18 protein-coding genes are annotated in these 23534 nt (G+C 69.4%); 7 read left to right on the forward strand and 11 right to left on the reverse strand.

Features of this window, described 5'->3' with window-relative positions; genetic code table 11:
• Positions 1–143: 143 nt before the first annotated feature.
• Positions 144–1472, reverse strand: coding sequence for an MFS transporter (locus ON26_RS27800; protein WP_174375459.1), 1329 nt, complete (start codon positions 1470–1472; stop codon positions 144–146).
• Between the two features lie 241 nt (positions 1473–1713).
• On the opposite strand from ON26_RS27800, the gene ON26_RS27805 reads away from it, so the two are divergent.
• Entirely contained in the window at positions 1714–2103 is a 390-nt protein-coding gene (locus ON26_RS27805; RefSeq protein ID WP_040800723.1) for a MarR family winged helix-turn-helix transcriptional regulator, read from the forward strand.
• A gap of 152 nt (positions 2104–2255) precedes the next feature.
• Positions 2256–3296 (forward strand): NAD(P)-dependent alcohol dehydrogenase, encoded by a 1041-nt coding sequence (locus ON26_RS27810; protein ID WP_040800725.1) that lies wholly within the window; start codon positions 2256–2258, stop codon positions 3294–3296.
• Between the two features lie 140 nt (positions 3297–3436).
• On the opposite strand, the gene ON26_RS27815 is transcribed toward ON26_RS27810, so the two are convergent.
• The 8 genes from ON26_RS27815 to ON26_RS27850 form a co-directional block, all read right to left on the reverse strand.
• Positions 3437–4876, reverse strand: a complete 1440-nt coding sequence (locus ON26_RS27815; RefSeq protein ID WP_040800727.1) for an aldehyde dehydrogenase family protein — start codon at positions 4874–4876, stop codon at positions 3437–3439.
• A 2-nt stretch (positions 4877–4878) separates the two neighbouring features.
• Positions 4879–6585, reverse strand: coding sequence for a thiamine pyrophosphate-binding protein (locus ON26_RS27820; RefSeq protein ID WP_040800728.1), 1707 nt, complete (start codon positions 6583–6585; stop codon positions 4879–4881).
• Entirely contained in the window at positions 6575–7516 is a 942-nt protein-coding gene (locus ON26_RS27825; protein WP_040800730.1) for an SDR family NAD(P)-dependent oxidoreductase, read from the reverse strand. The genes ON26_RS27820 and ON26_RS27825 overlap by 11 nt, the downstream gene beginning before the upstream one ends.
• 28 nt (positions 7517–7544) lie before the next feature.
• Complete coding sequence (locus ON26_RS27830; protein ID WP_040800732.1) at positions 7545–9368, reverse strand: flavin-containing monooxygenase; 1824 nt, start codon at positions 9366–9368, stop codon at positions 7545–7547.
• Between the two features lie 30 nt (positions 9369–9398).
• Positions 9399–10763, reverse strand: a complete 1365-nt coding sequence (locus tag ON26_RS27835) for an aromatic ring-hydroxylating oxygenase subunit alpha (protein ID WP_040800734.1) — start codon at positions 10761–10763, stop codon at positions 9399–9401.
• Between the two features lie 27 nt (positions 10764–10790).
• A complete protein-coding gene (locus tag ON26_RS27840) occupies positions 10791–11660 on the reverse strand; it encodes an SDR family NAD(P)-dependent oxidoreductase (protein ID WP_051027745.1) in 870 nt (289 codons plus the stop codon).
• Between the two features lie 6 nt (positions 11661–11666).
• Complete coding sequence (locus ON26_RS27845; protein WP_040800736.1) at positions 11667–13262, reverse strand: SMP-30/gluconolactonase/LRE family protein; 1596 nt, start codon at positions 13260–13262, stop codon at positions 11667–11669.
• Positions 13263–13686: 424 nt separating this feature from the next.
• Positions 13687–14493 carry a FadR/GntR family transcriptional regulator gene (locus tag ON26_RS27850; RefSeq protein ID WP_040800738.1) on the reverse strand — a complete coding sequence of 269 codons (807 nt, stop codon included), beginning with the start codon at positions 14491–14493 and terminating at the stop codon, positions 13687–13689.
• A gap of 121 nt (positions 14494–14614) precedes the next feature.
• Here ON26_RS27850 and ON26_RS27855 point away from each other — a divergent pair, with 121 nt between their 5' ends.
• From ON26_RS27855 to ON26_RS27875, 5 genes are all read left to right on the forward strand, one after another.
• Positions 14615–15784, forward strand: a complete 1170-nt coding sequence (locus ON26_RS27855) for an acyl-CoA dehydrogenase family protein (RefSeq protein WP_040800740.1) — start codon at positions 14615–14617, stop codon at positions 15782–15784.
• Complete coding sequence (locus tag ON26_RS34800; protein WP_245546095.1) at positions 15781–17016, forward strand: acyl-CoA dehydrogenase family protein; 1236 nt, start codon at positions 15781–15783, stop codon at positions 17014–17016. The genes ON26_RS27855 and ON26_RS34800 overlap by 4 nt, the downstream gene beginning before the upstream one ends.
• Positions 17013–17795, forward strand: a complete 783-nt coding sequence (locus ON26_RS27865; RefSeq protein ID WP_040800744.1) for an enoyl-CoA hydratase/isomerase family protein — start codon at positions 17013–17015, stop codon at positions 17793–17795. Before ON26_RS34800 ends, ON26_RS27865 begins: the two co-directional genes overlap by 4 nt.
• A gap of 37 nt (positions 17796–17832) precedes the next feature.
• Positions 17833–19041 (forward strand): acyl-CoA dehydrogenase family protein, encoded by a 1209-nt coding sequence (locus ON26_RS27870; protein WP_040800754.1) that lies wholly within the window; start codon positions 17833–17835, stop codon positions 19039–19041.
• A 92-nt stretch (positions 19042–19133) separates the two neighbouring features.
• On the forward strand, positions 19134–20417 hold the full coding sequence (locus ON26_RS27875; RefSeq protein ID WP_040800746.1) for an acyl-CoA dehydrogenase family protein: 1284 nt from the start codon (positions 19134–19136) through the stop codon (positions 20415–20417).
• Positions 20418–20741: 324 nt separating this feature from the next.
• Here ON26_RS27875 and ON26_RS27880 read toward each other — a convergent pair whose 3' ends face one another.
• Together ON26_RS27880 and ON26_RS27885 are read right to left on the reverse strand one after the other, a co-directional pair.
• A complete protein-coding gene (locus ON26_RS27880) occupies positions 20742–22445 on the reverse strand; it encodes a class I adenylate-forming enzyme family protein (RefSeq protein WP_040800748.1) in 1704 nt (567 codons plus the stop codon).
• A gap of 23 nt (positions 22446–22468) precedes the next feature.
• Positions 22469–23534, reverse strand: a 1066-nt coding sequence (locus ON26_RS27885; RefSeq protein WP_040800750.1) for a MaoC family dehydratase, incomplete at its 5' end; no start/stop codon positions are given.

The following is a 23534-nucleotide window of genomic DNA, read 5'->3' on the forward strand; positions in this document are numbered from 1 at the left end:
AGGACGCCGAATTCTGATCGGCCGTGCCGCGGGCCTGCCGCGGGGCGGAGTTCCGGCGCTGTCTTCCGGCGGTCATGCGCGGACGGCCCGATGGGGCCGCCGATTCCGGCGACCCCATCTCCATGCGGTGGATTGCGAGCGGCTCAGGCGAGTTCGGCGACCGCCTGCTTACGGGTGAGCAGAGCCGAGGCGCAGGCGAGCAGCCCGACCGCCGCCACCGCCGTCACCAGATACAGCCCCGGCCGGTACCCGGCGATGCTGTCGGTCGCGGCGCCGCTGATCAGGCCGGTGGTGACCGCGAGCACCACCGCGCCGCCGATCTGGAGCGAGGTCTGCACGAGGCCGGAGGCCAAGCCCTGTTCGTGGTCGGCGATGCCTTCGGTCGCCTGGACCATCACCGAGGAGAACCCGAGTGCGAAGCCGAGGCCGAGCAGCAGGAACGCCGGGAGATAGTCGAGGAGGTAGTTCGGGTCCGGGTTGCCGCCGCGGGTGAGGAACCAGAGGTAGCCGGCGACGAACGAGGTGAGGGCCGCGATGATCATCGGCGCGGTGCCGAAGCGGTCGATGAGTTTGCCCGCGATCGGCGAGAGGATGGCGACGATGATGCCTGCCGGGGCCATCGCCAGAGCCATCTGCAGCGGCTCCCATTCCAGCGTGTTCTGCAGGTACAGGGAGACGATCGTCTGGAAGCTCAGGTAGGAGCCGAAGATGGCCAGGGCGGCCAGGTTCGCCCGCACGATCGACCGGACCTTGAAGATGCTCAGCCGCACCAGCGGGTGGCCGACGCGGTTCTCCACGACGAAGAAGGTGCCGAGCAGGCCGACCGCGAGGACGGTGGTCGCGATGACGGTGGCGGTGAAGCCGGTCTCCGGCGCGGTGACGATCGTGTAGACCGCCGACAGCATGCCGCCGGTCAGCAGGACGGCGCCGGTGAAATCGATACCGCCCTCCTCCTTCTCGCCGGCGCGCGGCACCACGAAGTAGGCCGTGACCAGAACGATCGCGACGACGGCGACCGGCATGTAGAAGGTCAGCCGCCAGTCGATGCCGGTGAGCAGGCCGGAGACGATGAGGCCGGAGGCGTAACCGGTGGCGCCGAAGATGGTGAAGATCGACAGGGCGCGGTTGCGATCGGGGCCTTCCTTGAACGTCGTGGTGACGATCGAGAGCGCGGCGGGGGCGGTGAAGGCGGCGGCGATGCCCTTCACGATCCGGGTGGCGATCAGCAGCGTGCCGTTGTCGACGAGGCCGCCGACGAGCGAGGCGATGCCGAACACCACCAGTGCGGTGAGGAAGACCTGCCTGCGGCCGAGCAGGTCGGCGGCTCGTCCGCCCAGCAGCAGCAGTCCCCCGTAGCCGAGGATGTAGCCGTTGACGACCCACTGCAGTGCGGAGGTGTCCAGGCCCAGATCGTGGCCGATGGACGGGAGCGCGACGCCGACCATGGAGACGTCGAGGGCGTCGAGGAACATCGCCAGCCCGGCGACGAACAGGATGGCCCACAGCTTGGGCCCCCAACCGTCCGCGGTCGGCTCGGCGACGGCCGGTTCGGCCGGGATCGGTTCGGAAAGGGTTGAGACGGACAGGTTCTCGGGTGCCGTTGTCGTGGTCACCCGATCGAACTTAGATGCATGTGCATCGAATGTCAACGCATGTAATGCGATGGCATGTAATGCGCGAGCATAAAATGCCTTGACATGCTAACCTCGGGTCATGTACCACGACTCCGACAAAGATGTCTGCGCGAAGTGGTCCGAAACGCTCCGGCTCTACCACGGCACCTCATCCGAGCTGGAGAACGTGCTCCAGGCGCGCCACCAGCTCGGACTCAGCGAATTCGAGCTGCTGCAGATCCTGGCCGGCCGCTGCGGCGGCGAGTGTTCCGAAAAGGTCAAGATGAAGGACATCGAGGCCGAGATGTACCTGAGTCAGAGCGCGCTCTCCCGCACCGTGACCAGGCTCGAGAAGGGCGGACTGGTGGAGCGCGCGGCCTGCGATTTCGACCGCCGCGCCAACTTCCTCCAGCTCACTCCCGAGGGTCGCGAACGGCTCGCGGCGGCCCGTCCGACACATGCGGAAGTCCTGCGCAAACATTTCACCTGATCCGCCGGGCTCGGATCCGCGAAGATCGTTCGCGCGACCGGTGTTGCCGCCGGCATCGCGCGGGTAAGTGTGGGAAGAACCCGCTGCGCGGAGTGCGGCCGAACCCGACTTGGGCGGCCGGCGACCGTGAGTTCACGACCCGGAGGTGTGCGATGAGGGCTCTGCAGTATCGGACGGTCGGAGCGGCACCCGAGGTGGTGTCCGTGCCGGATCCTGAACCGGGTCCGGGCCAGGTGCTCCTGAAAGTGACCGCGGCGGGTGTCTGTCATTCCGACATCGCGGTGATGTCCTGGTCGGCGGCCGAACTGCCGTTCCCGCTCCCGCTCACCCTCGGCCACGAAGGCGTGGGAACCGTTGCGGCGCTGGGTGATGGCGTCACCGGGTTCTCGGTGGGTGACGAGGTCGCGGTCTACGGGCCGTGGGGATGCGGTTCCTGTCCGCCCTGTGCGGGCGGGCGGGAGAACTACTGCCTGCGCACGATGGAATTGGGCATCTTCCCGCCGGGACTGGGGGCACCCGGCGCGATCGCCGAGTACATGATCGTGGACGACGCTCGTCACCTCGAGCCGCTGCACGGTCTCGACCCGGTTCGCGCGGCGCCGCTCACCGACGCGGGACTCACCCCGTATCACGCGATCAAACGGTCGTTGCCGAAGCTGGTGCCCGGCTCGAGTGCGGTGGTGATCGGCGCGGGCGGGCTCGGTCACGTGGGCATTCAGATTCTCCGCGCGCTCAGTCCCGCGCGGGTGATCGCCGTGGACACCAGCCGCGACAAGCTCGAACTCGCGCGTTCGGTCGGCGCGCACGAGACGGTGGTCTCGGACGAGAGCGCCGCCGAGAAGGTGAAGGAACTCACCGCGGGGCGGGGCGCGACCGTGGTGCTCGACTTCGTCGGCGCCCCGCCGACCACCGCCACGGCCGCGGCCTGTGTCGCGATGGAGGGCGATCTGACGATTGTGGGCATCGGCGGCGGCGCGGTCCCGGTGACCTTCGGGTCACCGCCGTACGAGGTCACCGTCACCTCGCCGTACTGGGGCAGCCGCGTGGAATTGCGCGAAGTGCTCGACCTGGCTCGAGCGGGTGCGCTCGAGGTGCACGTCGAAACGTTCTCGCTGGACGACGCACCCCATGCCTACGAGCGCCTGCACGCCGGAACCATCGAGGGTCGCGCCGTCATCCTGCCGAACGGCTGACCTCGGCATCGGCCACGGGCGCGTGCGCCTGTGGTAGCGACCGGCGGGCTCGGTGCAGGCCAATCGACGGCGCGACGATGATCGACACCGGTGGGACGGCTGAGTCCCACCGGTCCGCGCTGTCGACGCGCGAGGCGCGCTCACTCCGGCGCGTAACCGAGGATGCCCTTGATCTCCAGGTAGTCGTGGAAGCCGAATTCGCCCCATTCCCTGCCGTTTCCGCTCTTGCGATAACCGCCGAACGGGCACTGGAAGTCGAAGGCGTTGTTGATGGCGACCCAGCCCGCCCGGATGCGCCGGGCGAGTGAGCGAGCCAGTTCCGGGTCCGCGCCCGCGATATTGGCCGCGAGGCCGTATTCGGTGTCGTTGGCGATCTCGACGGCGTGGTCGAGATCGTCGTAGGCGATGATCGACAGGACCGGACCGAAGATCTCCTCGCGGGCGATGGTCATGTCGTTGGTGACGTCCGCGAACACGGTCGGCTTGACGAAGTAGCCGCGGTCGAGCCCTTCCGGGCGGCCGCTACCGCCGGTGACCAGGGTGGCGCCTTCGTCGATGCCGCGCTGGATCAGCGCCTGGATCTTGTCGAACTGGTTCTTCGAGACCACCGGGCCCACGGCCACCTCGCCCGTGGGGTCGCCGACGGTGATCGCGTCCGCCGCGGCGCGGGCGGCTTCGACGACCTCGTCCAAGCGAGCGCGGGGGACCAGCAACCGGGACAGGGCGCTGCAGGTCTGGCCGGAGTTGTTCATCATGCCTGCGACGGCGATGCCCACATTGGCGACCAGTTCATCGTCGTCGAGGACGATATTGGGGCTCTTGCCGCCGAGTTCCTGGGCGACGCGCTTCACGCTCGGTGCGGCGGCACGGGCGATCTCGATGCCGGCGCGGGTGGAGCCGGTGAACGAGATCAGGTCCACATCGGGATGGGCCGAGAGCGGGGCGCCCGCGCCGGGGCCGTCGCCGTGCACCAGATTGAACACGCCCGCGGGAACGCCCGCGGCATCGAGGATCTCGGCGAAGATGTGCGCCGAGAACGGGGTCTGCTCGGAGGGCTTGAGGACCACCGTGCAGCCGGTCGCCAGCGCGGGGAAGACCTTCACCGCGATCTGGTTGAGCGGCCAGTTCCACGGGGTGATCAGGCCGCAGACACCGATCGGCTCCTTGACCACCAGCGTCGCGCCGCGCTGTTCCTCGAAGGGGAAGGTCTCGAGGATGCCGAGGGCGGTGGCGAGGTGCCCGGCGCCGAGGTCGAGCTGGAGCCCACCCGCCAGCGCGGCGGGTGCGCCCATCTCGGCGGTCAGCGCGGCGGCGAGATCACCGCGGCGACGTTCGTATTCCTCGCCGATGGCGCGCAACACGGCCGACCGGTCGGCCACCGAGCTCGCCGACCAGCTGGGGAACGCGGTGCGGGCCGCGGCGACAGCGCGATCGATATCGGCGGCCGAGCCCGCGGCGACCGTGCCGTAGGTCTCTTCGGTCGCGGGGTTCACCACCTCGAAGGTCGCGGCGGTGGCGGGGTCGATCCATTTGCCGCCGATGTAGAAGGTGGAGAGGGTGGGCTTGCTGTTCGGTGGCATTGTTACTGTGTCCCTTCGGCGTACCAGGTGCGGAACTCGTCGTAGGACGGCATCTCCTCGGAATTGGCCTTCGGGTCGACGGCCACGTGGATGACGCCGACCTTTCCGCTGGCGTAGGCGCGTTTGATGGCAGGTGCGATGTCCTCGTCGCGCTCGACGTACTCGCCGTAGCACCCGAATCCCTCGGCGACTCTGTCGAGGCGGGTCTCGGTACTCCAGTGCGTGCCGGTCTCACGCGAGCCTTGGCCGAAAGTGCGTTTGTACACACCGACTTCCAAGCCCCAGGCGTAGTCTACGGCGACCACGCAGACCAGGGGCAGGTTCAGCCGAGCCGCTGTCTCGAGTTCCGCGATCTGGAATTGGAACGACGAGTCGCCGGTGATCAGCATGACCGGGCGCTTGCGGCCCTCGGCCACGGAAGCGCCCACGGCATAGGGCAGACCGGTGCCCAGGTGGCCGAAGTTCTGGTTCCAGATCACGTCGTGCGGCTTGGCCTGCGAGTAGGTCCAGCCGAAGATGGTGGTGGCGCCGCCGTCGCGGACCATGATGCCGTCGGAGGGGAAGACTTTCGTGGCCTCCACGATGAGCCGGGCCGGATGCACGGGGGAGCGCCCGGACGGTGCGCTCTCGGCGAGTTCGGCCAGCCGGGCCGCGTCCTGTTCGATCCATCGCGCGAGCTCCGCTGTCGCTGTGCGCGGAGTGTCCTTCAGCGCTTCGGCCAGCTGGGGCACCACGGCACGCAGATCGCCGACGAGCGGGACGTCGATGGGGCGGTTGACCCCGATCGCGGCCGGATCCTGTTCGACGAGAATCCATTTCCGGTTCGCCTCGTTGGCGATCCAGTGCCTGCCGCGCCCGTAGTGCACCGGCTCGCCGAGCTCGGTGCCGATGGCCAGGCACAGGTCCGAGGCCACGACGGCTTCGACAGCGGAGGGGGAGAAGCCATAGGGGAAGGTGCGGTCCTCGAGGCCCTCGATATAGGAAGTGCCGCCGGAGGTCTGGATGACCGGGCAGGCCATCGCCTCGGCCAGCGCCCGTACCGCCGCACCCGAGCGGGTGGTGTGTACACCGTGCCCGGCCAGCAGCACGGGCTGTTTCGCGGCACGGATGAGCTCGACGGCCTCGGCGATCTTGTCGGCGCCCGCGGTCTGGCCGACGAGCCGGTAGCGCTCGGGCGGCAGCGGGTCGGGTACGTCGAGGTCTTCGAGGATGACGTGCGAGGGGTACTCGATGTAGACCGGGCCGGGGGTGCCGGTCAACGCCTTACGCACGCCTTCGCGAATGATCTCGTCGGTCTGGTCGGCGTATTCGATGCTGGCGCTGTACTTCACGGACGGTTCGAAGAGCTCGGCCTGCTTCACGAATTGGATGCGGCCGCGGCGGACCCGCTGCTCGGTGATGCGGGCACGCTGACCACCGAGGAAGATCACCGGCGAGTTCTCGACCTTCGCGCACATCATGGCGCCGGCGAGATTGGCGACGCCGGGGCCGAGAGTGCCGATGCAGACCGCCGCGCGCCCGGTCATCCGGGACACCGCCTCGGCCATGAAGCCGGCCGATTCCTCGTGGTGGGGTGCGACGACATTCCAGCCGCGTTCCTCGGCCAGATGGAACATGTGCACGAAATTCGGATCGGGGATGCCGAAGATCGTGTCGATCCCCTCGGCTTCGAGGAGTTGCAGAATGCGTTCGTAGACCTTAACCGACATGCTGGGCCGCCTCCGTGGCTAGCGCGAAACTCTTCCTGAGGTGATCGACGTGACCGGTCGCGGTGGGCAGGATCCAGGACCGCGCGGTGTCCCGGATCTCGTCGATGCGTTCGCCGACCTGCTCGACCGTCCATGAGGGCTGATACACCCCCGGCGTCTCGGCGATGTAGGCCCGCGCCACCCGTCCGGCGACCGCTACCAGCACTTCGCCGGACAGCGAACAGGATTCGTGGGCGAGCCAGCCGACGGCGGGCGCCGTCAGCTCGGGGCCCATCGGGGGATAGGCCGAGGTGTCCAGCCCGTCGGCCAGCCGGGTCACGGCCGCGGGCACGATGACATTGCTGCGGACGCCGTACTCGGCGCCTTCGAGAGCCACCACGTTCGACAGCCCGATCACTCCGGCTTTGGCGGCGGCGTAGTTGGCGACGCCCTTGTTGCCGTAGAGGCCGCCGATCGAGGAGGTGAGCACCACCCGTCCGTAACCGGCGTCGGCCATGACCGGGAAGGCAGGGCGCGTCACGTGGAAGGCGCCGCGCAGGTGCACGTCGAGCACCGCGTCGAAGTCCTGGTAGGTCATCTCGCGCAGGGAGCCGTAGCGGACGTTGCCCGCGTTGTGGACGAGGACGTCGAGTCGGCCGAAGCGGTCGAGGGCGGTCCGGACGATCGCCTCCCCGCCCTCGGCGGTGGCCACGGAATCGGTCGACGCGACCGCCCTGCCGCCGGCGGCCTCGATCTCGGCGACCACGTCCTCGGCCGGGCTGCCCTCCACGATGTCGCCGCGAATGCTGCTGCCGAGATCGTTGACCACGACCGAGGCGCCGCGCTCGGCCAGCAGCAGGGCGTAGGCCCGACCCAGACCACGGCCGCCCCCGGTGACGACCGCGACGCGTCCATCGAAACGTAATGTCCGGGAGCGGCTTTCGTCGTTCATTTCCCGGCCTCCAGCGGTTCCCGGCCGCTCATGAGCGCAGCTCCAGCCCCGGCAGCTCACCGGTCTCGCGCCAGGCCTGCAACAAGTCCTCGAAAGCGTAGAAGCCGGGCCAGTACGGGTCGCCCAGGTGCGAGCGGATCCGCTGCTCGCCCTCGTTGTTGTAGTAGCCGGGGGTGCACTCGCGCTGGAAGGCGGTGTTGTCGACGGCCGACTCGCGCACGGTGGCGCACCACTGTTCGACGGCTTCGGCGGTGGGCTCGACCACGTCGGCGCCCTGCTCGGCCGCGCGGGCGAGGACGTAGGCGATGTGGCGGGCCTGCTGGTCGAACATGTCGGTGGTGCTCGCCGTGACGCCGCCCTGCAGGAACCCGGTGAAGAACACGTTCGGAAAACCGTGGGTGGTCATGCCGTGCAGGGTGCGGTAGCCCTCGGCCCAGTGGTCGTAGAGCGAGCGCCCGTCGCGGCCGGCGAACGGTGCGATGCCCAGGCGGCGGTCCAGATCGGTGGTGATCTCGAAGCCGCTGGCGAAGATGATGCAATCGACCTCGTGCTGCACGCCGTCGGCGATGATGCCCTCGGCGGTGATGCGCTCCACGCCCTTTGTTTTCGAGACGTCGACCAGGGTCACGTTGTCGCGATTGAAGGTCGGCAGGTAGTCGTCGTTGAAACACGGCCGCTTGCACAGGAACCGGTACCAGGGCTTGAGGGCGGCGGCGGTCGCGGGATCCTCGACGATCGCGTCGACGCGCTGCCGCACGCGCTCCATCGCCTTGTAGTCCTCGATCTCGCGCAGTTCCATGAACTTCTCCGGCGTGAGCGTCGCCCAGCCGCCGGTGGCGCTCAGATGCGCCTCCAGGTTGCGGCTGACCTCGGTCCAGCCGTCGCAGATGAGGTCCTCCTGACCGGGCGCGAAGGCTTCGAACGCGGCGGTGTGGAAGTTGCGCTTGCGCTCCCGCGTCCAGCCGGGCTGCAGAGTGGCGGCCCATTCGGGATCGGTGGGCACGTCGCCGCGCTCGTAGACATAGGACGGTGTGCGCTGGAAGACGTAGAGGTGCTCGGCCGATCGCGCGATGTGCGGGATGATCTGGACGCCGCTGGCGCCGGTGCCGATCACCGCGACCTTCTTGCCCGCCAGTCCGTCCAGCCCGCCCTTCATGCTGCCGCCGGTGTACTCGTAGTCCCAGCGCGCGCTGTGGAAGGTATGGCCCCGGAACTCGGTGATGCCGGGGATGCCGGGCAGCTTGGGCTTGTTGAACGGGCCCTGGGCCAGGACGACGAACCGGGCGCGGATGTCGTCGCCGCGATTGGTGCCGATCCGCCAGCGTTCGCTGTCCTCGTCCCAGATCAGTGCGTCGACCAGGGTGGAGAAGATGGCGCGCTCGTAGAGGTTGTAGTGCTTGCCGATGCGCTGGGCGTGCTCGAAGCATTCGTCGCCGCGGGCATATTTCTCCTTCGGCAGGTAGCCGGTTTCCTCGAGCAACGGCAGGTAGGCGTAGCTGTCGGTGTCGCACTGGATGCCGGGGTAGCGGTTCCAGTACCAGGCGCCGCCGAAATCGCCGGCCAGTTCGATGATCCGGAAGTCGGTGACGCCCGCCTCCTCGAGCCTGGCCCCGGTGATCAGTCCGGCCCAGCCGCCGCCGAGGACGGCCACCTCGATCTCGTCGGTGATCGGGTCGCGCGGCACCACCGTCGTATACGGATCGCCCTCGTAGAACGAGGTGAACCCGTCGTCGGTCGCCAGGTATTGGCCCTGGCCCTCCGCGCGCAGACGGATATCGCGTTCGGCGAGGTATCTGGCGCGCAGGGCGGGCAGATCGATCTCGGGGGTCTGTGTGGGTGCACAGTCGCTCATCGGTTGGTCCTTGCTCGAAAGTCTCGCAGTTCAGGGGAGATCGGTGGGCTCACCGGTGCCCATGTAGCGCGCGAGGTTGTGATGCAGGTTGACCACGCTGCGCTCCCGATACGGATTGGGCTTGGCGCCGGAGAAGCCGCGTGACCTCATGCCCTGCTGGACGGCGGCCATATTGTCGAAGTCCTGCGGCAGCACGGTGCGCCAGCCGGGGTCACCTACCGGGGTGTGGATCCATTCGGTTTCGGGTTCCTGGCCTTCGGGGAACAGCTCGAACACGGCGGCCTCGAAGATGCACTTGCCCGGATCGGCGCCCAGCGGCCGGAATCGGTAGCAGAGCATGTTGTTCACGGCGTGGCCGATCTGGAAATTCGGGAAGATCTGCCAGGCGGTTCCGCTCTCGGCGACGATCGCCGGATCCACCTTCGGCCACTCCACCCCGCGCGCCTGATCCTCGGCGCGCGCGGTGTCGAGCCAGTAGCGCAGCACCTGATCGCTCGGCGTGCCCTCGGGCAGCTCGTCGACCAGGCGGTTGGCGACGTCGACCAATGTGCGGGTGGTGTTGGTGTTGGCGTTCTCCCAGGTGAAGTTCTGCAGGGTCGCGGTGGAGATGCGCGCGTCCGCACCGCCGCCGACGCGCAACTTGGCCTGGTTCTCCTCCATGCCCTTGGGTGCGTCGTAGCCGATATTGCTGTGCTTGCCCTGTGCCCGTGCCCAGCCCAGGAAACTGCCGAAATTGGCGAATTCCGGATGCGTGTAGGGCACGTGGTAGGTCTCCATGAATGCCTCGAAGGCGACCTTCCAGTTGCAGTCGAACTCCACCCAGCGCCGCCACCGGTAACGCATCTTCTCCAGCTCGAAGTGCTCGAGCAGGGTGGCGGCCGGTTCCAGATAGCTACGCAGCGGTTCGGCCTCGGGGTCGAGGTTGATCCAGATCCAGCCGCCCCAGGTGTCGACGCGCACCCGGGTGAGCCCGTCGCGCTCGGTGAGCTTGCAGTTCCAGTCCTCGCGTTCGGGCACGAAGGTGTTGTTGCCCTCGATGTCGTAGCGCCAGCCGTGGAACCCGCACACGAATTGCTTGCGGCTGCCGCGCGCGTCGTGCGCGCCGGGCGCGATGTCGACCAGCCTGCGGCCGCGATGGGCGCAGACGTTGTAGTAGGCGCGCAGCGTGTGCTCGGCGGTGCGCGCCACGATGATCGACTCGTCCATGATCTCGTAGGTGAGGAAGTCGCCGACCCGGGGGATCTCCTCGACCCGGCCGACCTGCTGCCACACCTTCGACCACAACTTCTCGGCCTCGGCACGGGCGTATTCGGGACTGATGTAGGCCTCGACGCCGATCTGTTTCGGCGTCGACAGCGGTGCGGTCTCGGTGCTGTGATCGGCGGTCTCGGTCATGACTGGCTCTCTCCCGGAAACAGTGGTTCAGGCGGTGATGGCGGCGCGGAAGTTCTCGTCCTTGAGGAACAGCGAGGTGTTGTCAGCGGCCAGATGGCTCCACTTGAGGTTCAGTCCGCCGTCGACCAGCAGGGTCTGGCCGGTCACATAGCTCGCCAGGTCCGAGAGCAGGAACAGGATCGGGCCCGCCTGCTCCTCCGGACGTCCGCGCCTGCCCATGGCGATGGCGGTGCGGTCGCGCTCGGGGTCGGCGTCGACATAGGCGCCCGACGCCGGGGTCTCGGTGACTCCAGGGGCGACCGCGTTGACCCTGATGCCCGCCGGGGCGAGTTCGACGGCCAGGCTGCGGGTCGCCGCGACGATCGCGGCTTTGGCCGTGCCGTAGGCGATGTGGAACGGAGCGGTGTTCATGCCGCTGATCGACGACAGCGACACGATCGAACCGGGTCGGCCGGCTTGTTGCAGGTCGGCCGCCACCGCCTGGCTGAGGAAGAACATCGTCTCGAGGTTGCGGGCGAACAGCTCCCGCCAGTCCGCACGGGTGACCCGGGTGGCCCGCATCCAGCTCGCCGGTGCTGCTCCGCCCGCGACATTGACCAGGCCGTAGAGATCGCCGGGGGCGTTGTTCGCCTGTTCCAGGATCGTCGCGATGCCCTCGTCGGTACTCGCGTCGGCCGCGAGCGGGATCACCGGAAGACCCTGCGCGGCAAACGGCTCGACGTGGGTGGCGAGATTCTCCTTCGATCGGCTCACCGCGACGACCGTGGCGCCCGCTCGCGCGGCGAGCCGGGTGATCGCGGTGCCGATTCCGCCGCCGCCCGCGCCTGCCACGATCACCACGCGGCCCGCGAGACCGATCTCCGGGATGCCCGGGATGCCGGAAGCATGGTCGCTCATCGCCGATCACCCCTCGATCCGGACCGCGAGGACGCTGCCCTCGGCGTCGGCGGAGACGTACACGGTGCCGTCGGGTCCGGCGGCGATGCCGGCGAAGGGCCCCATCGGGCCGGAGAACGGCGGGGTGCCGCGCAGTGGTTTGGCGACCACACCCTCCGGCACCCCGACCGGGAGCTCGGCGGCCAGCGTCCGGCGGGCCTTGGTGACCAGGTCGACGGCGATGAGCGACTTCAGCCCGGAGTCCACGATGAGCAATTGGTTGCCGCGCACCAGGATTCCGTGCGGCCTCTCCAACCCGTCCACCACGGTGTCCACCCCGCCGGCACCCACGGAGACGATGCGGCCGGCTCCTGTTTCGGAGACCAGGATCCGCCCGTCCGGGCCGAACGCGACGCCGGTCGGATCGTGCAGGCCGGATGCCAGCACCTCGGTCTGCCCGCCCCGGATCGACAGCACCCGGCCCGGCCCGAGTTCGACCGCGACGATCGAGCGGTCCGCGTCGGCGGCGATCCCGTAGAGCTGGTCGAAACCCTGTGCCACGATCTCGGTTTCGGGCTCTTCACCGTGCCGGTAGTAGGCGATAGTGCCGTCGGAGGTCGCGACCAGGAACTCGTCGGCTCCGACCGCGGTGACGCCGCGTACGTAACCCGGAGTGTTCGGACTGAACAACGAGGCCAGCACCCGCAGTTCGCCCTCGCGCAGCGCGTAGAAGAAGGTGCCGTCCGCGACGTAGAGCGTGCCGTCGGGGCCGACGGTCAGGTCCAGCGGCCACATCAGGCCGCCTTCCAGCACCGCCTTGGTCTCGCCACCGCCGAGGACTTCGGTGATCGCGCCGTCGAAGCTGGAGACGAAGAGCCTGCCGTCGACGAAGGTGCAGTTGTCCAGGCCGGGATCGAGTTGGGCCAGTATCTGCCGCTCGCCACTGCGCGGGTCGATGCGCAGCACCTGGCCGGTGCCCACCTGGGTCGAGACGATGAAACCGTCCGCGTCGAACTTCACCGAATCCGGCACGCCGAGATCACCGGCGACCCGTTCGGGGGTGCCGCCGTCGGGGTCGATGCGCCAGATGTCGTTGGTGCCCATGACCGGGTAGTAGAGGAGCCCGTCCGGGCCGACCTCCATGGCGTTGGGCATGGGCAGGTTGTCCTGCAACACCTTCGGCGCGCTGCCGTCGAGCGGCAGTTCCATCAGGCGTCCGCCGATCCGGCACTCGTTCACGAAGAGCCTGCCGTTGTGCACGGTGATGCCGTTGGCGCCGGGCAGGTCGTCGCGCAGCACCCGGCTGCGGCCGTCGGTGCCGCGCACGCTGACTCGCGCGTCCATGTACTCGGTGGCGATGAGATTGCCCGCCGGGTCGAAGGCGATGTCGTCGGGCGCGACGATGTCGCCGCCCTTGGCGCTGATGGTCTCGAGCTCGCCGGTGGTGACATCGAGCGCGCTGATCTGACTGCCCGCGACCTGGGCCACGTAGATGCGGTTGTCCGGGCCCGTGCGCAGGCCGTTGGCTCCGAACAGCCGGCTCGGCGGTGTGAGCCGCTGGACGCTCACTCCCTCGGCGAGGGTGATGGATGCGGTGCTGAAGTAGCGCGCCCCTCCGGTCACGGCGGGCCTCCCAATGCGATCGGCAGAGTGTGTCGCCGGTCACGCTACGTCAATCCTGACAAGGATTGCAATACTTGGGAAATTTGGCAGCGCGGCCGCTGTGCGGGGCATCGCCGCCGACGACATCGGGAGTGGAAGGTGTTGCGCCGCAACGATGTCGGCGGATCGGGCGCGATATGGACGCGTGCCATCGTCCGGCCTGTCGCTCCGTCAGGTACCGGCTGCGGTAAGGCGCATTTCGATTTGGAGAATGACATTACCGTAAGACGAGCGTGCGTAGTCCTGATCCGCTCCGGCAGGTGTCAGGGGGGCGCGACGGCCGGAAGGCGACGCCTGGGTCGGGCGGGTTCGGCTCGCCGAAGCGCCTCGCGCGGCAGGGGGTGAAATCTCGGTGCCGCGCGGAAGTGGGTGACTCGAAGGTGAATCAGAAGCGGGTGCGCGAGGGGTTCTGGATCGACAGGCGTGCACCCCCGGACGCGGCGTTGACCACACCGTCGTCGAAGCGCTCGAGCACGAGCTGCTGGGTCGCGGCCAGGTGGACGCGATACAGGCGCTCGGCCTCCTCGGCCTTGCCCGCCTCGATCTCGCGGGCGATCCGCCGATGGGTGCGCACGGCCTCGCCTGCCTCCGCGCGCGACGGGTACTCCCCGCGCCGGGTGAGCGCCTCTGCCCAGGCCTCCTCCTGGCTCGACCACAGGGCGACCAGGGTGCTCACCACGTAGCGCACGGTCTGGTTCGGCGTGAAAGAGACGATCAGGTCGTGGAATTCGCGGGCGGCGTGGGTGAAGGCGACGCCGTCGTCGAGCAGCTCCGCCGAGCGGTCGATGCTCTCGACGAGAGCGGGGACCACGGTGTCGGTGCGGTCCTCACGACGTGCGCACTCGGCCGCGCACATCGGCTCGAGCATGCGCAGGCCGGCGGCGAGATCGCCGAGCGTCACCCGCGCTCCCTGCAGCGCCAGGCCGAGGTGGTAGGCCGCGGAGGATTCGTCGGGCCGATGCACTTCGGCGCCACCGACATTGCCGCGGCGCACGGTCACCAGGCCTTCGGTCTCGAGGATGCGCAGGGCTTCCCGGATCGAGGGGTAGCTCACCCCGAAGTCCTGGACGAGCTGGTCCTGGGTGGGCAGCCGGTAGGTGTCGTCGCCGGCCAGGATGCGGGCGCGCAGTTCGGCGGCCACGGTTTCGGCGATGCGGCGCTGCGGCACCCGGCCGCGGCGGGCGCTCGTCACGCCTGCCGCCTGTCGTTGATCCTCACACGCGCCGCCTCTCGGTCATGGCGGCAGTCTAGTCACCGGCCGATGACCGTACAAACATTGTTATCCTTGTGAGGATTGAAGTAATGTGCGCCCTATGGACTTCACGATGGGCGATGCTGCCGCGGAGTTACGCGGGGAATTACGGCGGCTGATCTCGGCGGAAGTCCCCGCGGACTTCCTCGGCGCCTTCACCGACGATCCGTCGGACCTGGCTGTGGCGCAGCACTTCTGCGCGATCCTGGCCGAACGCGGCCTGTTGTGCGCGGCGTGGCCGCCGCAGTTCGGCGGGCGCGGCTCCTCGATATGGGAACAGACCGTGGTCCGCGAGGAGATGTGGGCCCACCACGAGCCGCGCGGTGCGCAGTACATGGGCGTGAACTGGGTCGGCCCGACGATCATGCGCCACGGCACCGCCGAGCAGCAGCGGGTGCACCTGCCGCCGATCGCGCGCGGCGAAGTGATCTGGTGTCAGGGTTTCAGTGAACCGGATTCCGGCTCCGACCTGGCCTCGCTGCGCACCGCCGCGCGCCGCGACGGGGACGGGTGGAGCATCACCGGCCAGAAGATCTGGACCTCCTACGCCACCATGGCGCAGTGGTGTTTCCTGCTCGCCCGCACCTCCAGCGAAGGCCGCAAACAGCAGGGGCTCACCGTCTTTCTGCTCCCCATGTCCGCGCCCGGCATCGTGGTGCGCCCGATCCGCTCCATGCTCGGGCCCCATCACCTCAACGAGGTGTTCTTCGACGGGGTGCGTGTCACCGAAGCCGATGTGCTCGGCACCGTCGGTGACGGCTGGTCGGTGGTGCAGGAGGTGCTGGCGTTCGAGCGGGTCGGCATCGCGCGCTACGCCCGCTGCGAGCGGTTGCTGCGGGCCGCGCCGGACATGCTCGGGGAGCGGTGGGCGAGGCTGCCCGCTGCCCTGCACGGCCGCTGGGCGCGGATGCTGACCCGTGCGCGCCGGGCGAGGCTGCTCGCCTATCAGGTACTGGCGGCTCAGCGCGCCGGTCGGGTCGCCCCCGGTGATGTCGCCGCCTATCGGATCGCGGTGACGCGGCTGGATCAGGAGAGTGCGAGCCTGCTCACCGAACTCGCCGGTCAGGTGGCCGCCGACGACGCGCGCCAGCGGGTGTTCCGCCGTGCGGTCGAGGACCACTGGCGCTATGCCAACGCGGCGACCGTGGCGTCCGGCAGCATCGAGATGCAGCAGATCCTGCTGGCGCGGGCACTGCTCGGCGGCATACGGCGAGCAGGGGAGGCGGCATGAGTACCGCGGCCGTGCCCACCGGGGGTGATTCGTCTGCCGGATCCGGGACCGCTGCTCCGGACGTCATGCGGATCGAACTCGCTCAGGAGGCAGCGGAATTCGGCGTGCATGCGCGACGCGCGCTCGGCGCCGCGGGGGGCGACGAGCTCGTGCGGGCGGCAGAACTGGATCCGTACTGCCGTCACGACCTGGTGTCACCGGTGCTGAACCGGATCGGTGCGTGGGAGCTGGCGCCGCGCCGCGATCCGCTCGAACTGGAGGCGGCGGCCGCGCTGTGCCGGGCCTGCGGGTACTGGGCGACGCCCTACCCGGTGGCCGAGCGATTGGCCCGGCCCGCGGACCCGGCCGGGGCCGTGCTCGCCGGTTCCGGGGCGGACGGGCTGATCGTGGTATCCGGACCGGAACCCGCCGCGGCGCTGGCCGGACTCGATCTGCGGTTCGTCGCGGTGACGCCGAACGGTGGGCGTGGGCTGGTGCGCGTGCGGGATTCGGCTCGCGGAGAGGTGCTCGCGTCCGGCCGGACCGGGGCGTTCGCCCTGCCCGTCGAGTTCGAGGAGTTCGGCGATCTCGACGGGCATCCGAACGGCCCGCGTCACTCGATCCCGAGCGGACGGACCGGCGGAGCGGGCAAGTCGGTCGGATTCGATTTCGCGTGGAGCGACGACAACGACGGTGGCGCGGACGGCGCCGGCGGCAACGGGTACCCGCGGACCGGCTACGGCGGAGGGATCGGCGCTGCCGGGGACCGAGCGGCCGATGCCGACCTCGCGCTCGTGCTCACGCTCCAGTGTTGGACGCTGCTCGGCATGCTCGATCGCGCGGTGGAACTCGCCAAGGATCATGTGCTGGTGCGTGAGCAGTTCGGCAAGCCGCTGGCCGAGTTCCAGGCGGTGCAGTTCCAATTGACCGACGCCGAAGTGGAGCGCAAAGGCGTGGAAATGCTGGCACGTTACGCGATCTGGAGTATCCAGTCCGGCAGGTCCGACGCCGTGGCCGACGCGCTGGCGCTGCGGCTGGCGGCGCTGGAAGCGGCCGACATCGTGTTCCGTGTGGCCCACCAACTGCACGGCGCGCTCGGGTTCTGCGACGAGAGCCCGCTGTCGTGGTTGTCCCGGCACAGTCTGCCGCTGCGCCGGCTCCCGGCCGGAAGCGGCGGCACCGAGGAGTGGCTGGCCCGCCGGATCGGTACGCGCGGTCTGACGGGTCTGTTCTCGGAACCGGGGGAGCGATGAAGAAGCCGGAATACGATCCGCCGCCGGGGCTGACCGTCACCGCCGACGGCCCGGTCCGCACGGTGCTCATCGACCGCCCCGCCGAACTCAACGCCGTGAACGCCGATCTGCACCGTGCCCTGGCCGAGGTGTGGCGACACCTGGCGGCCGACCGTGACGCGAAAGTGGTGATCCTGACCGGTGCGGGCCGGGCCTTCAGCGCGGGCGGCGACCTGGACTGGATCACCTCGTTCCTGGACGATCCGGTGGCGCGCGACGAGAGCATCCGGGAAGGCGCACAGATCATCGAGGAGATCCTGCGTTTCCCGCTGCCCGTGATCGCGGCGGTCAACGGCGCCGCGATGGGGCTGGGCGCGAGCATCGCGGTGCTGTGCGACATCGTGCTCATGTCCGAACGCGCGTACCTGGCCGACCCACACGTGGCGGTCGGGCTGGTCGCCGGAGACGGCGGCGCCGCGTTCTGGCCGCTGCTCACCCCGATTCTGCGGACCCGTGAATTCCTCTACACCGGTGACCGGATCGACGCCGCCACCGCCGTGCAGGTGGGGCTGGCCAGCCGGGTGGTCGCCGCGGAAGAATTGCTGATCGAAGCGAGTGCGCTCGCGCACCGGCTCGCCGCGCAGCCCTCCGAGGCGCTGCGCGGCACGAAACGTGTGGTGAACATGTATCTTTCGCAAGCCCTGGCGGGGCCGATGCAAGCCGGATTCGCCGCCGAAGTGGTGTCGATGCGCACCGACGAGCATCGTGACCGCCTGCTTGCGCTGCGGCGGCGCTCGTGACGGCGCCGATGTCGCCCGCCCCGATCCCGGTGGCGGCATGACCGCCCGCCGCGTCGTCGGGGAACCGGACGATTTCCGCGAGCAGGTGCGCCACTGGTGTCGCGAGAACATCCCCGCCGACTGGCGCGCCACCCAGACCGGAGCTTCCGACGCCGAATTCGTTCGTTTCCAGCAGGACTGGTTCCAGCGCCTGCGCGCGGCCGGTTTCGCGGTGCCGCACTGGCCCGCCGAATGGGGCGGCGGGATGCCGATCGACCGGCAGATCGTCCTCTACCAGGAACTCGCCGCCCACGACGCGCCACGCCTCGTCCTGGCCTTCGTCGGCGTCCATCACGCGGCCGCCACCTTGCTCGCCGCGGGGACCGAGGACCAGCGCCGCAGGCATCTGCCCGCCATCCTCGACGGCGAGATCTGGGCGCAAGGCTTCTCCGAACCCGGCGCGGGCTCGGACCTGGCCTCGTTGCGCACCGCCGCCTGCCGCGACGGTGACCACTGGGTGGTCACCGGCCAGAAGGTGTGGGTCAGCGGCGCGCACTACGCCGACTGGTGCCTGCTGCTCGCTCGCACCGACCCGAATGCCCCGCCCCGGCGCGGCATCTCCTACTTCCTGCTCGATATGCGCAGCCCCGGGCTCGAGGTCAGGCCGATCCGCCAGGCCACCGGCGAATCCCACTTCTGCGAACTCTTCCTCGACGAGGTGCGTATCCCCGCCGCGAATCTGATCGGCGCCCCGAACGCGGGCTGGCAGGTGGCTCAGCAGACCCTCGGCGCCGAACGCGGCCTCACCATGCTCGAACTCGCCGAACGTCTCGGCAACGCCGGCTTCCGCTGGCTGGTCGAACTCGCCTCCCGGCGGGGTTCGGCCGGGTGTGCCCTCGACGACCCGGTGGTCGCCGACCGGCTCGCTGGGCTCGACATCGAGATCACGGGCCTGCGAGCGCTCTGCCGCGACTTGGTCGAACGCCACGAGGCGGGCACGGTGGGCCCCGCCGACGCCTCGATAGTGAAGCTGTACTACAGCGAACTACTGCAACGCACGACCGACTTCGGCGCCGAACTCGCCGGCCCGGCCGCGCACACCGTCCTGTCCAAAGCTCGCTCCGGCGGCTGGGAATCCGGGGCATGGGTGCTCGACTTCATCGGGTCATGGGAGTGGACGATTCCCGGCGGCACCAGCGAGATCCAGCGCACCATCATCGCCGAACGCGGACTGGGCCTGCCACGGGAACCGGTGGTGCGGCCGTGAGCGGCTCGGGGATGACCGGCTGGGCAGTTCCTTGCGACCCGGGGTGTGGCCGTGTGCGGATCGGAAATGACCGGAATGGTGGTGAGTGAGCCGTGACCGGCAAACCGGCCGAGGACGACTTCGGCGAGCTACACGATGAATTGCGCGCCGTCGCACGGGAACTGATCGGCAAGTCCGGCGACGGGACGGTGTCGTGGTCGTCGATCAGCGGCGTCGGATGGCCGGGGCTCGAAGCACCGGAGGAATTCGGCGGCACTGCGGCCACGATCGCCGAAACGGCGGTCGTACTGGACGAGGTGGGGCGTGCCGCCGCACGGACAGCGTTGCCATCGGTACTCGCTACCACGATGCCCGCCCTTTCGGCGGTGCATCGGGAATCATTGCGCGACAGTTTGTTCCGCGATGCGGTGGCTGGGACGACGGTTCCGATCGTGGTGCTCGACGCCGATCGAGTGGCCTGGTCGAATGCGGCCGATCCGTCGTTGCGGCTGTCCGATCCCGGTTTCCGGCTCACTGCCCGCCCGGCCGGTCCGGTGCTGGACGGCAGCGCGGGCTTCGTAGTGGACGCCCCCGAGGCCGATCTCCTGCTCGTTCCCGCCCGAGAGGTGAACGGGCGCATCGTGTTGACCGTACTCGACCCCGGGGCAGCCGGCCTGGCGGTCGAACCGGTCCCGCTGGTGGATGCCACGCGCTCGATGGGCCGAGTCGTCGCCACCGATGTCCCGGTACGGGCGGTATGGCAGCCGCGCACCTCCGGGGCACGCCTGCTGCGCACCCTCCGCGCCCGAGCCGCCCTCGCCGTGACCTGCGACGCGCTGGGCACGAGCGCCGCGGTACTGGACGCGACCGTCGAATACGTGCGCGTTCGGGAACAATTCGGCCGACCCGTCGGATCCTTCCAGGCGGTGCAGCACGCCTGCGCGAACATGCTGGTGCAGGTGACCGTCGCCAGGCAGTTGGTCGCCGCGGCCGTTCGCGCCCTCGTGGACGCCAGGTCGGCCGAAGCGGCGACCGCCGCTCTCACCGAGTCCGCCACCGGCGACGCGCCCGCCAGTCGGGCCGCGAAAGCCGCTTCGCCGGAAACCGACTCCGAGGGAGCCGCGGACCGGTGGCCGGCCGCCCGGGATCCGGCGTCCGCGCTGGCCGCGGCCGAACTGGCTGTGGCCAGGGCCAAGGCATTCACCACCGCCGCGGCGGTCGATATCGCCGGCAAGGGACTGCAATTGCACGGCGGATTCGGCTACACCTGGGAGAGCGGCCTGCACACCCATCTCAAGCGCGCGACGCTGAACCGGACCTTGTTCGGTCTGCCCGCCGCGCACCGCAAGTTCATCGCGGCCCACTACCGCCAGGGGCCCTCCGCACCGGGACGGTAACTGCTCCGCTCGAGTGTGTACGCGGGATCGGGACTGTCCCACACCGAAATCGAGTACCGCACTACGCGTGCCGCACCGCAGGACCGCGACGACTCCGAAGCCTGTTCGCGTTCGCACGGATCGGTCGTTGCGACACGCCGCGCGGCGCGGGACCGCGACGAGCGTTCGAGCGCATCCGCACCGTAGCGCGAGGGGTCCCGATCGCGAACCTCGTTGTCCGCGCGCGGAACCCCTCGCGCGCGACGGCCCCCGATACCGAGCCCGGCTCCGACCTCGTTGTCGGGCCCGACCTGGCCGGTGACCGTGCCGGTTGCTGTGGGGCTGTCAGGGGGTGTTCAGGCGTTCGGTGGCGAGTCGGCGGAGGTCGGCGGATTTGATCTTGGCGCTGCCGGTGAGCGCCAGGTCGTCTTCGGTGAAGAACAGGACGTGGCGGGGGACTTTGTAGGCGGCCAATCGCTCGCGGAGGAAGGCGCGTACGGTGTCCGGGTCGAGGTCGGCGCCGGAGTGCGGGATGACGCAGGCGACGACGGATTCGCCCAGGGTGTCGTGGGGGACGCCGACGGTGCGGCCGACCTTCACGCCGGGGTGGCGAGCGAGTTCTTCGTCGACCTCGAGGGGGGAGACGTTGGCGCCGCCGGTTTTGATGAGGTCGGTGAGGCGGCCTTTCCAGTACAGGCGGCCGGTCTCGTCGAGGTGGCCGCTGTCGCCGGTGGGGAAGTAGCCGTCGGCGTCCAGTGTCTCGTCGAGGGGAATGCCCTCGTAGCCGAGCATGAGGGTCGGGCCCTTGACACAGATCTCGCCCGGCTCGCCGCGGGTCAGCACGGTTCCGGTGAGCGGGTCGGCGATCTTGATCGTATTGCCGGGCAGGGGGATTCCGCTGCTACCCGCGTGGACTTCCTCGGGGGTGCAGGCGGGGTAGCAGGTGGAGATGGTGAAGGTCTCGGTGTTGCCGTAGGCGCGGCCGGGCTGTGTCCAGGTGGTCTCGACCGTCGGGTGGGTGGCCGCCGGGGTGTCGACGTCGACGAAACGTAAGGCGCTCAGGTCGGCACCGGCCCAGTTCGGGGCGTCGGCGAGCTGGGCCCACTGGTGCGGCCAGGCGACCGGGAAGGTGACCCGCTCGGATTCCAGGAGGGCGACGGCTTCCTCGGCGTCGAAGGTGCGTTGCAGGATGAGGGTGCCACCCGCGGCGAGAGTGGCGCCGAGCGCCTGGCCGAAGTTGCCGGACCAGAAGAAGCCGTTGGCGGTCCAGCAGCGCACGGCGTCCTCGGGGCCGAAGCCGAACATCCGGCGGAAGCGCCACATCTGCACGGTCACACCCCGGTGCGCGCTGCGAATGCCCTTCGGCTTGCTGGTGGTTCCGGAGGAGAAGAACAGCACGGCGGTGTCGCTGGGGCGCACCGCCGCCGCGCTCGCCTCGATACCGGCGGCCGGTTCGTCGGCGCCACCGGCGAGGAAGGCGCGCCAGCTCTCGATGGCGCCAACCGGGAGCGGCTCGCCGACCACCGCGATCCGGCGCAGGAAGGGGTAGGTCGTGGACCGTAGCGCACCGGGGGCGGTCGTTGCGATCGCGGGCTCGAGTTCGAGCAGCGCTTCGGCGAAATCCGTGCGCGCCACGTGACGTTCGAACAGCAGCACCGAAACGCCCGAGATCGTGAGCAGATCGTGGAGTTCCGCGCGAGTGGAGAATGTGCTGAGCGTGACGGCGACGCCGCCGGCCAGTGCGGTGCCGAACACCGCCGACAGCCACTCCGGCCGGTTCGTCATCAGCACTCCGACGCGCGCGTCCTTGCCCACTCCGGCGGCCCGCAGCGCGCGTGCCACCTCGAGTGAGCGCTCCCAGAGGTCGCGGTAGGTCCAGGAGACCGCACCGGAGTCCTCGTGGGCGAGCAGTGCGGTGCGGTCGCCGAAGGTGTCGGTCACCTCGCGCAGGAAACCGGGCAGGGTGAGCGCGCCCAGTCCGGGTTCCTCCGCGAGCGGTGGTCCCGAGGCGATCGCCGGCTCCCCGGCGTGCTCGGTGGCGGTGGCCATGTCGATCCTCTTCCTTGCCCGCGTCAGTACGGCAGTTCGAGCTCGGCGGTGCAGTCCACCAGCACCGTCGAATCCTGATTGGTCAGCCGCAGATGCACCTGCACCAGCGGCACGCCCCACGACGAATCCGGGTCCTTGCCGATGATCTCGGCGTCGAAGTAGGTGACGTCGCCCTCGAAGGCGGGGCCGCGGAAGTCGGCCTTGGTGTGGCGGACCATGCCGTCGTTGCCCGCCCAGAACGCCAGATAGTCGGTGCACCAGGCGCCCATGGTGGCGCCGTAGCCGTAGGCGCGGGCCATGCCGACCTCACCGGCCCTGCTCGCGTCGATGTGACCGCGCGAGGGGCCGACGTAGAGGCCGTCACGTTTGCGCGGATCGATGCGCGCGCCTTCCTCGTCGAACTCGAAACCCGCGGTCCAGCCGGGGTCCTGGTTGATCCACGGGTCCTCGAGGCCCTCGGGGGCGGTCCAGTGGAAGGTGCCCCAGATGTTGAACAGGAAGGCGCGGTACTCGGTGGTGAAGGTCGCGATGCTGTGCGGGCCGAGGACCCGGCGGGGCAGCTTGTCGCCGACCTTCACCTCGTCGAAGTGCGGGGACACGCCCAGCCGGTTCGACAGCAGCCATTCGTGGCGCATCTGCTCGATCTCGCGGAGCTCCTCGTCGGTCCAGGTCCGGATCTCGCCGAGCTGGTTGTCGTACATGCCGCGCTTGTTCGCTTCCGCCGCGAGGTACCGGATGGCGGTGGATCGTTCGCGTGCCACGAGCGCGCCGTGCTGGTTGCGGTGCGTGGTGTCGCCGCGGGAGAACATGGTCGGCCCGGCGAACTTGGTCTGCACGACCTTGTAGTCGTGGAAGCGCCGCTCCTGCAACAGCGTGTCGCCCGGTCGGACCGGGGTGCCGTAGAACCACCACTCCTCGCCGCCGAAGATCAGGTGACTGCCGGGGATGTGCCCGACGCAGGCCGGCTGCGCCCCGTGCCCGTAGTCCAGCGCCACCGCGATCGACTGCGGCGCGATCAGTCCGCCGTAGCGGGATTGCCGCGCGAACTCCTGATCCCAGTGCAGCGGATTCGGGTAGTCCATCGCCATC

The sequence above is a fragment of the Nocardia higoensis NBRC 100133 genome (assembly GCF_000308595.1).
Taxonomy (GTDB): Bacteria; Actinomycetota; Actinomycetes; order Mycobacteriales; family Mycobacteriaceae; genus Nocardia; species Nocardia higoensis.

What these genes read in the sequence shown, in the direction of transcription:
- ON26_RS27800 (WP_174375459.1), bottom strand. Translation starts at nt 1,472, where the DNA reads ATGTTCCTCGACGCCCTCGACGTCTCCATGGTCGGCGTCGCGCTCCCG.
- ON26_RS27805 (WP_040800723.1), top strand. Translation starts at nt 1,714, where the DNA reads ATGTACCACGACTCCGACAAAGATGTCTGCGCGAAGTGGTCCGAAACG.
- ON26_RS27810 (WP_040800725.1), top strand. Translation starts at nt 2,256, where the DNA reads ATGAGGGCTCTGCAGTATCGGACGGTCGGAGCGGCACCCGAGGTGGTG.
- ON26_RS27815 (WP_040800727.1), bottom strand. Translation starts at nt 4,876, where the DNA reads ATGCCACCGAACAGCAAGCCCACCCTCTCCACCTTCTACATCGGCGGC.
- ON26_RS27820 (WP_040800728.1), bottom strand. Translation starts at nt 6,585, where the DNA reads ATGTCGGTTAAGGTCTACGAACGCATTCTGCAACTCCTCGAAGCCGAG.
- ON26_RS27825 (WP_040800730.1), bottom strand. Translation starts at nt 7,516, where the DNA reads ATGAACGACGAAAGCCGCTCCCGGACATTACGTTTCGATGGACGCGTC.
- ON26_RS27830 (WP_040800732.1), bottom strand. Translation starts at nt 9,368, where the DNA reads ATGAGCGACTGTGCACCCACACAGACCCCCGAGATCGATCTGCCCGCC.
- ON26_RS27835 (WP_040800734.1), bottom strand. Translation starts at nt 10,763, where the DNA reads ATGACCGAGACCGCCGATCACAGCACCGAGACCGCACCGCTGTCGACG.
- ON26_RS27840 (WP_051027745.1), bottom strand. Translation starts at nt 11,660, where the DNA reads ATGAGCGACCATGCTTCCGGCATCCCGGGCATCCCGGAGATCGGTCTC.
- ON26_RS27855 (WP_040800740.1), top strand. Translation starts at nt 14,615, where the DNA reads ATGGACTTCACGATGGGCGATGCTGCCGCGGAGTTACGCGGGGAATTA.
- ON26_RS34800 (WP_245546095.1), top strand. Translation starts at nt 15,781, where the DNA reads ATGAGTACCGCGGCCGTGCCCACCGGGGGTGATTCGTCTGCCGGATCC.
- ON26_RS27865 (WP_040800744.1), top strand. Translation starts at nt 17,013, where the DNA reads ATGAAGAAGCCGGAATACGATCCGCCGCCGGGGCTGACCGTCACCGCC.
- ON26_RS27870 (WP_040800754.1), top strand. Translation starts at nt 17,833, where the DNA reads ATGACCGCCCGCCGCGTCGTCGGGGAACCGGACGATTTCCGCGAGCAG.
- ON26_RS27880 (WP_040800748.1), bottom strand. Translation starts at nt 22,445, where the DNA reads ATGGCCACCGCCACCGAGCACGCCGGGGAGCCGGCGATCGCCTCGGGA.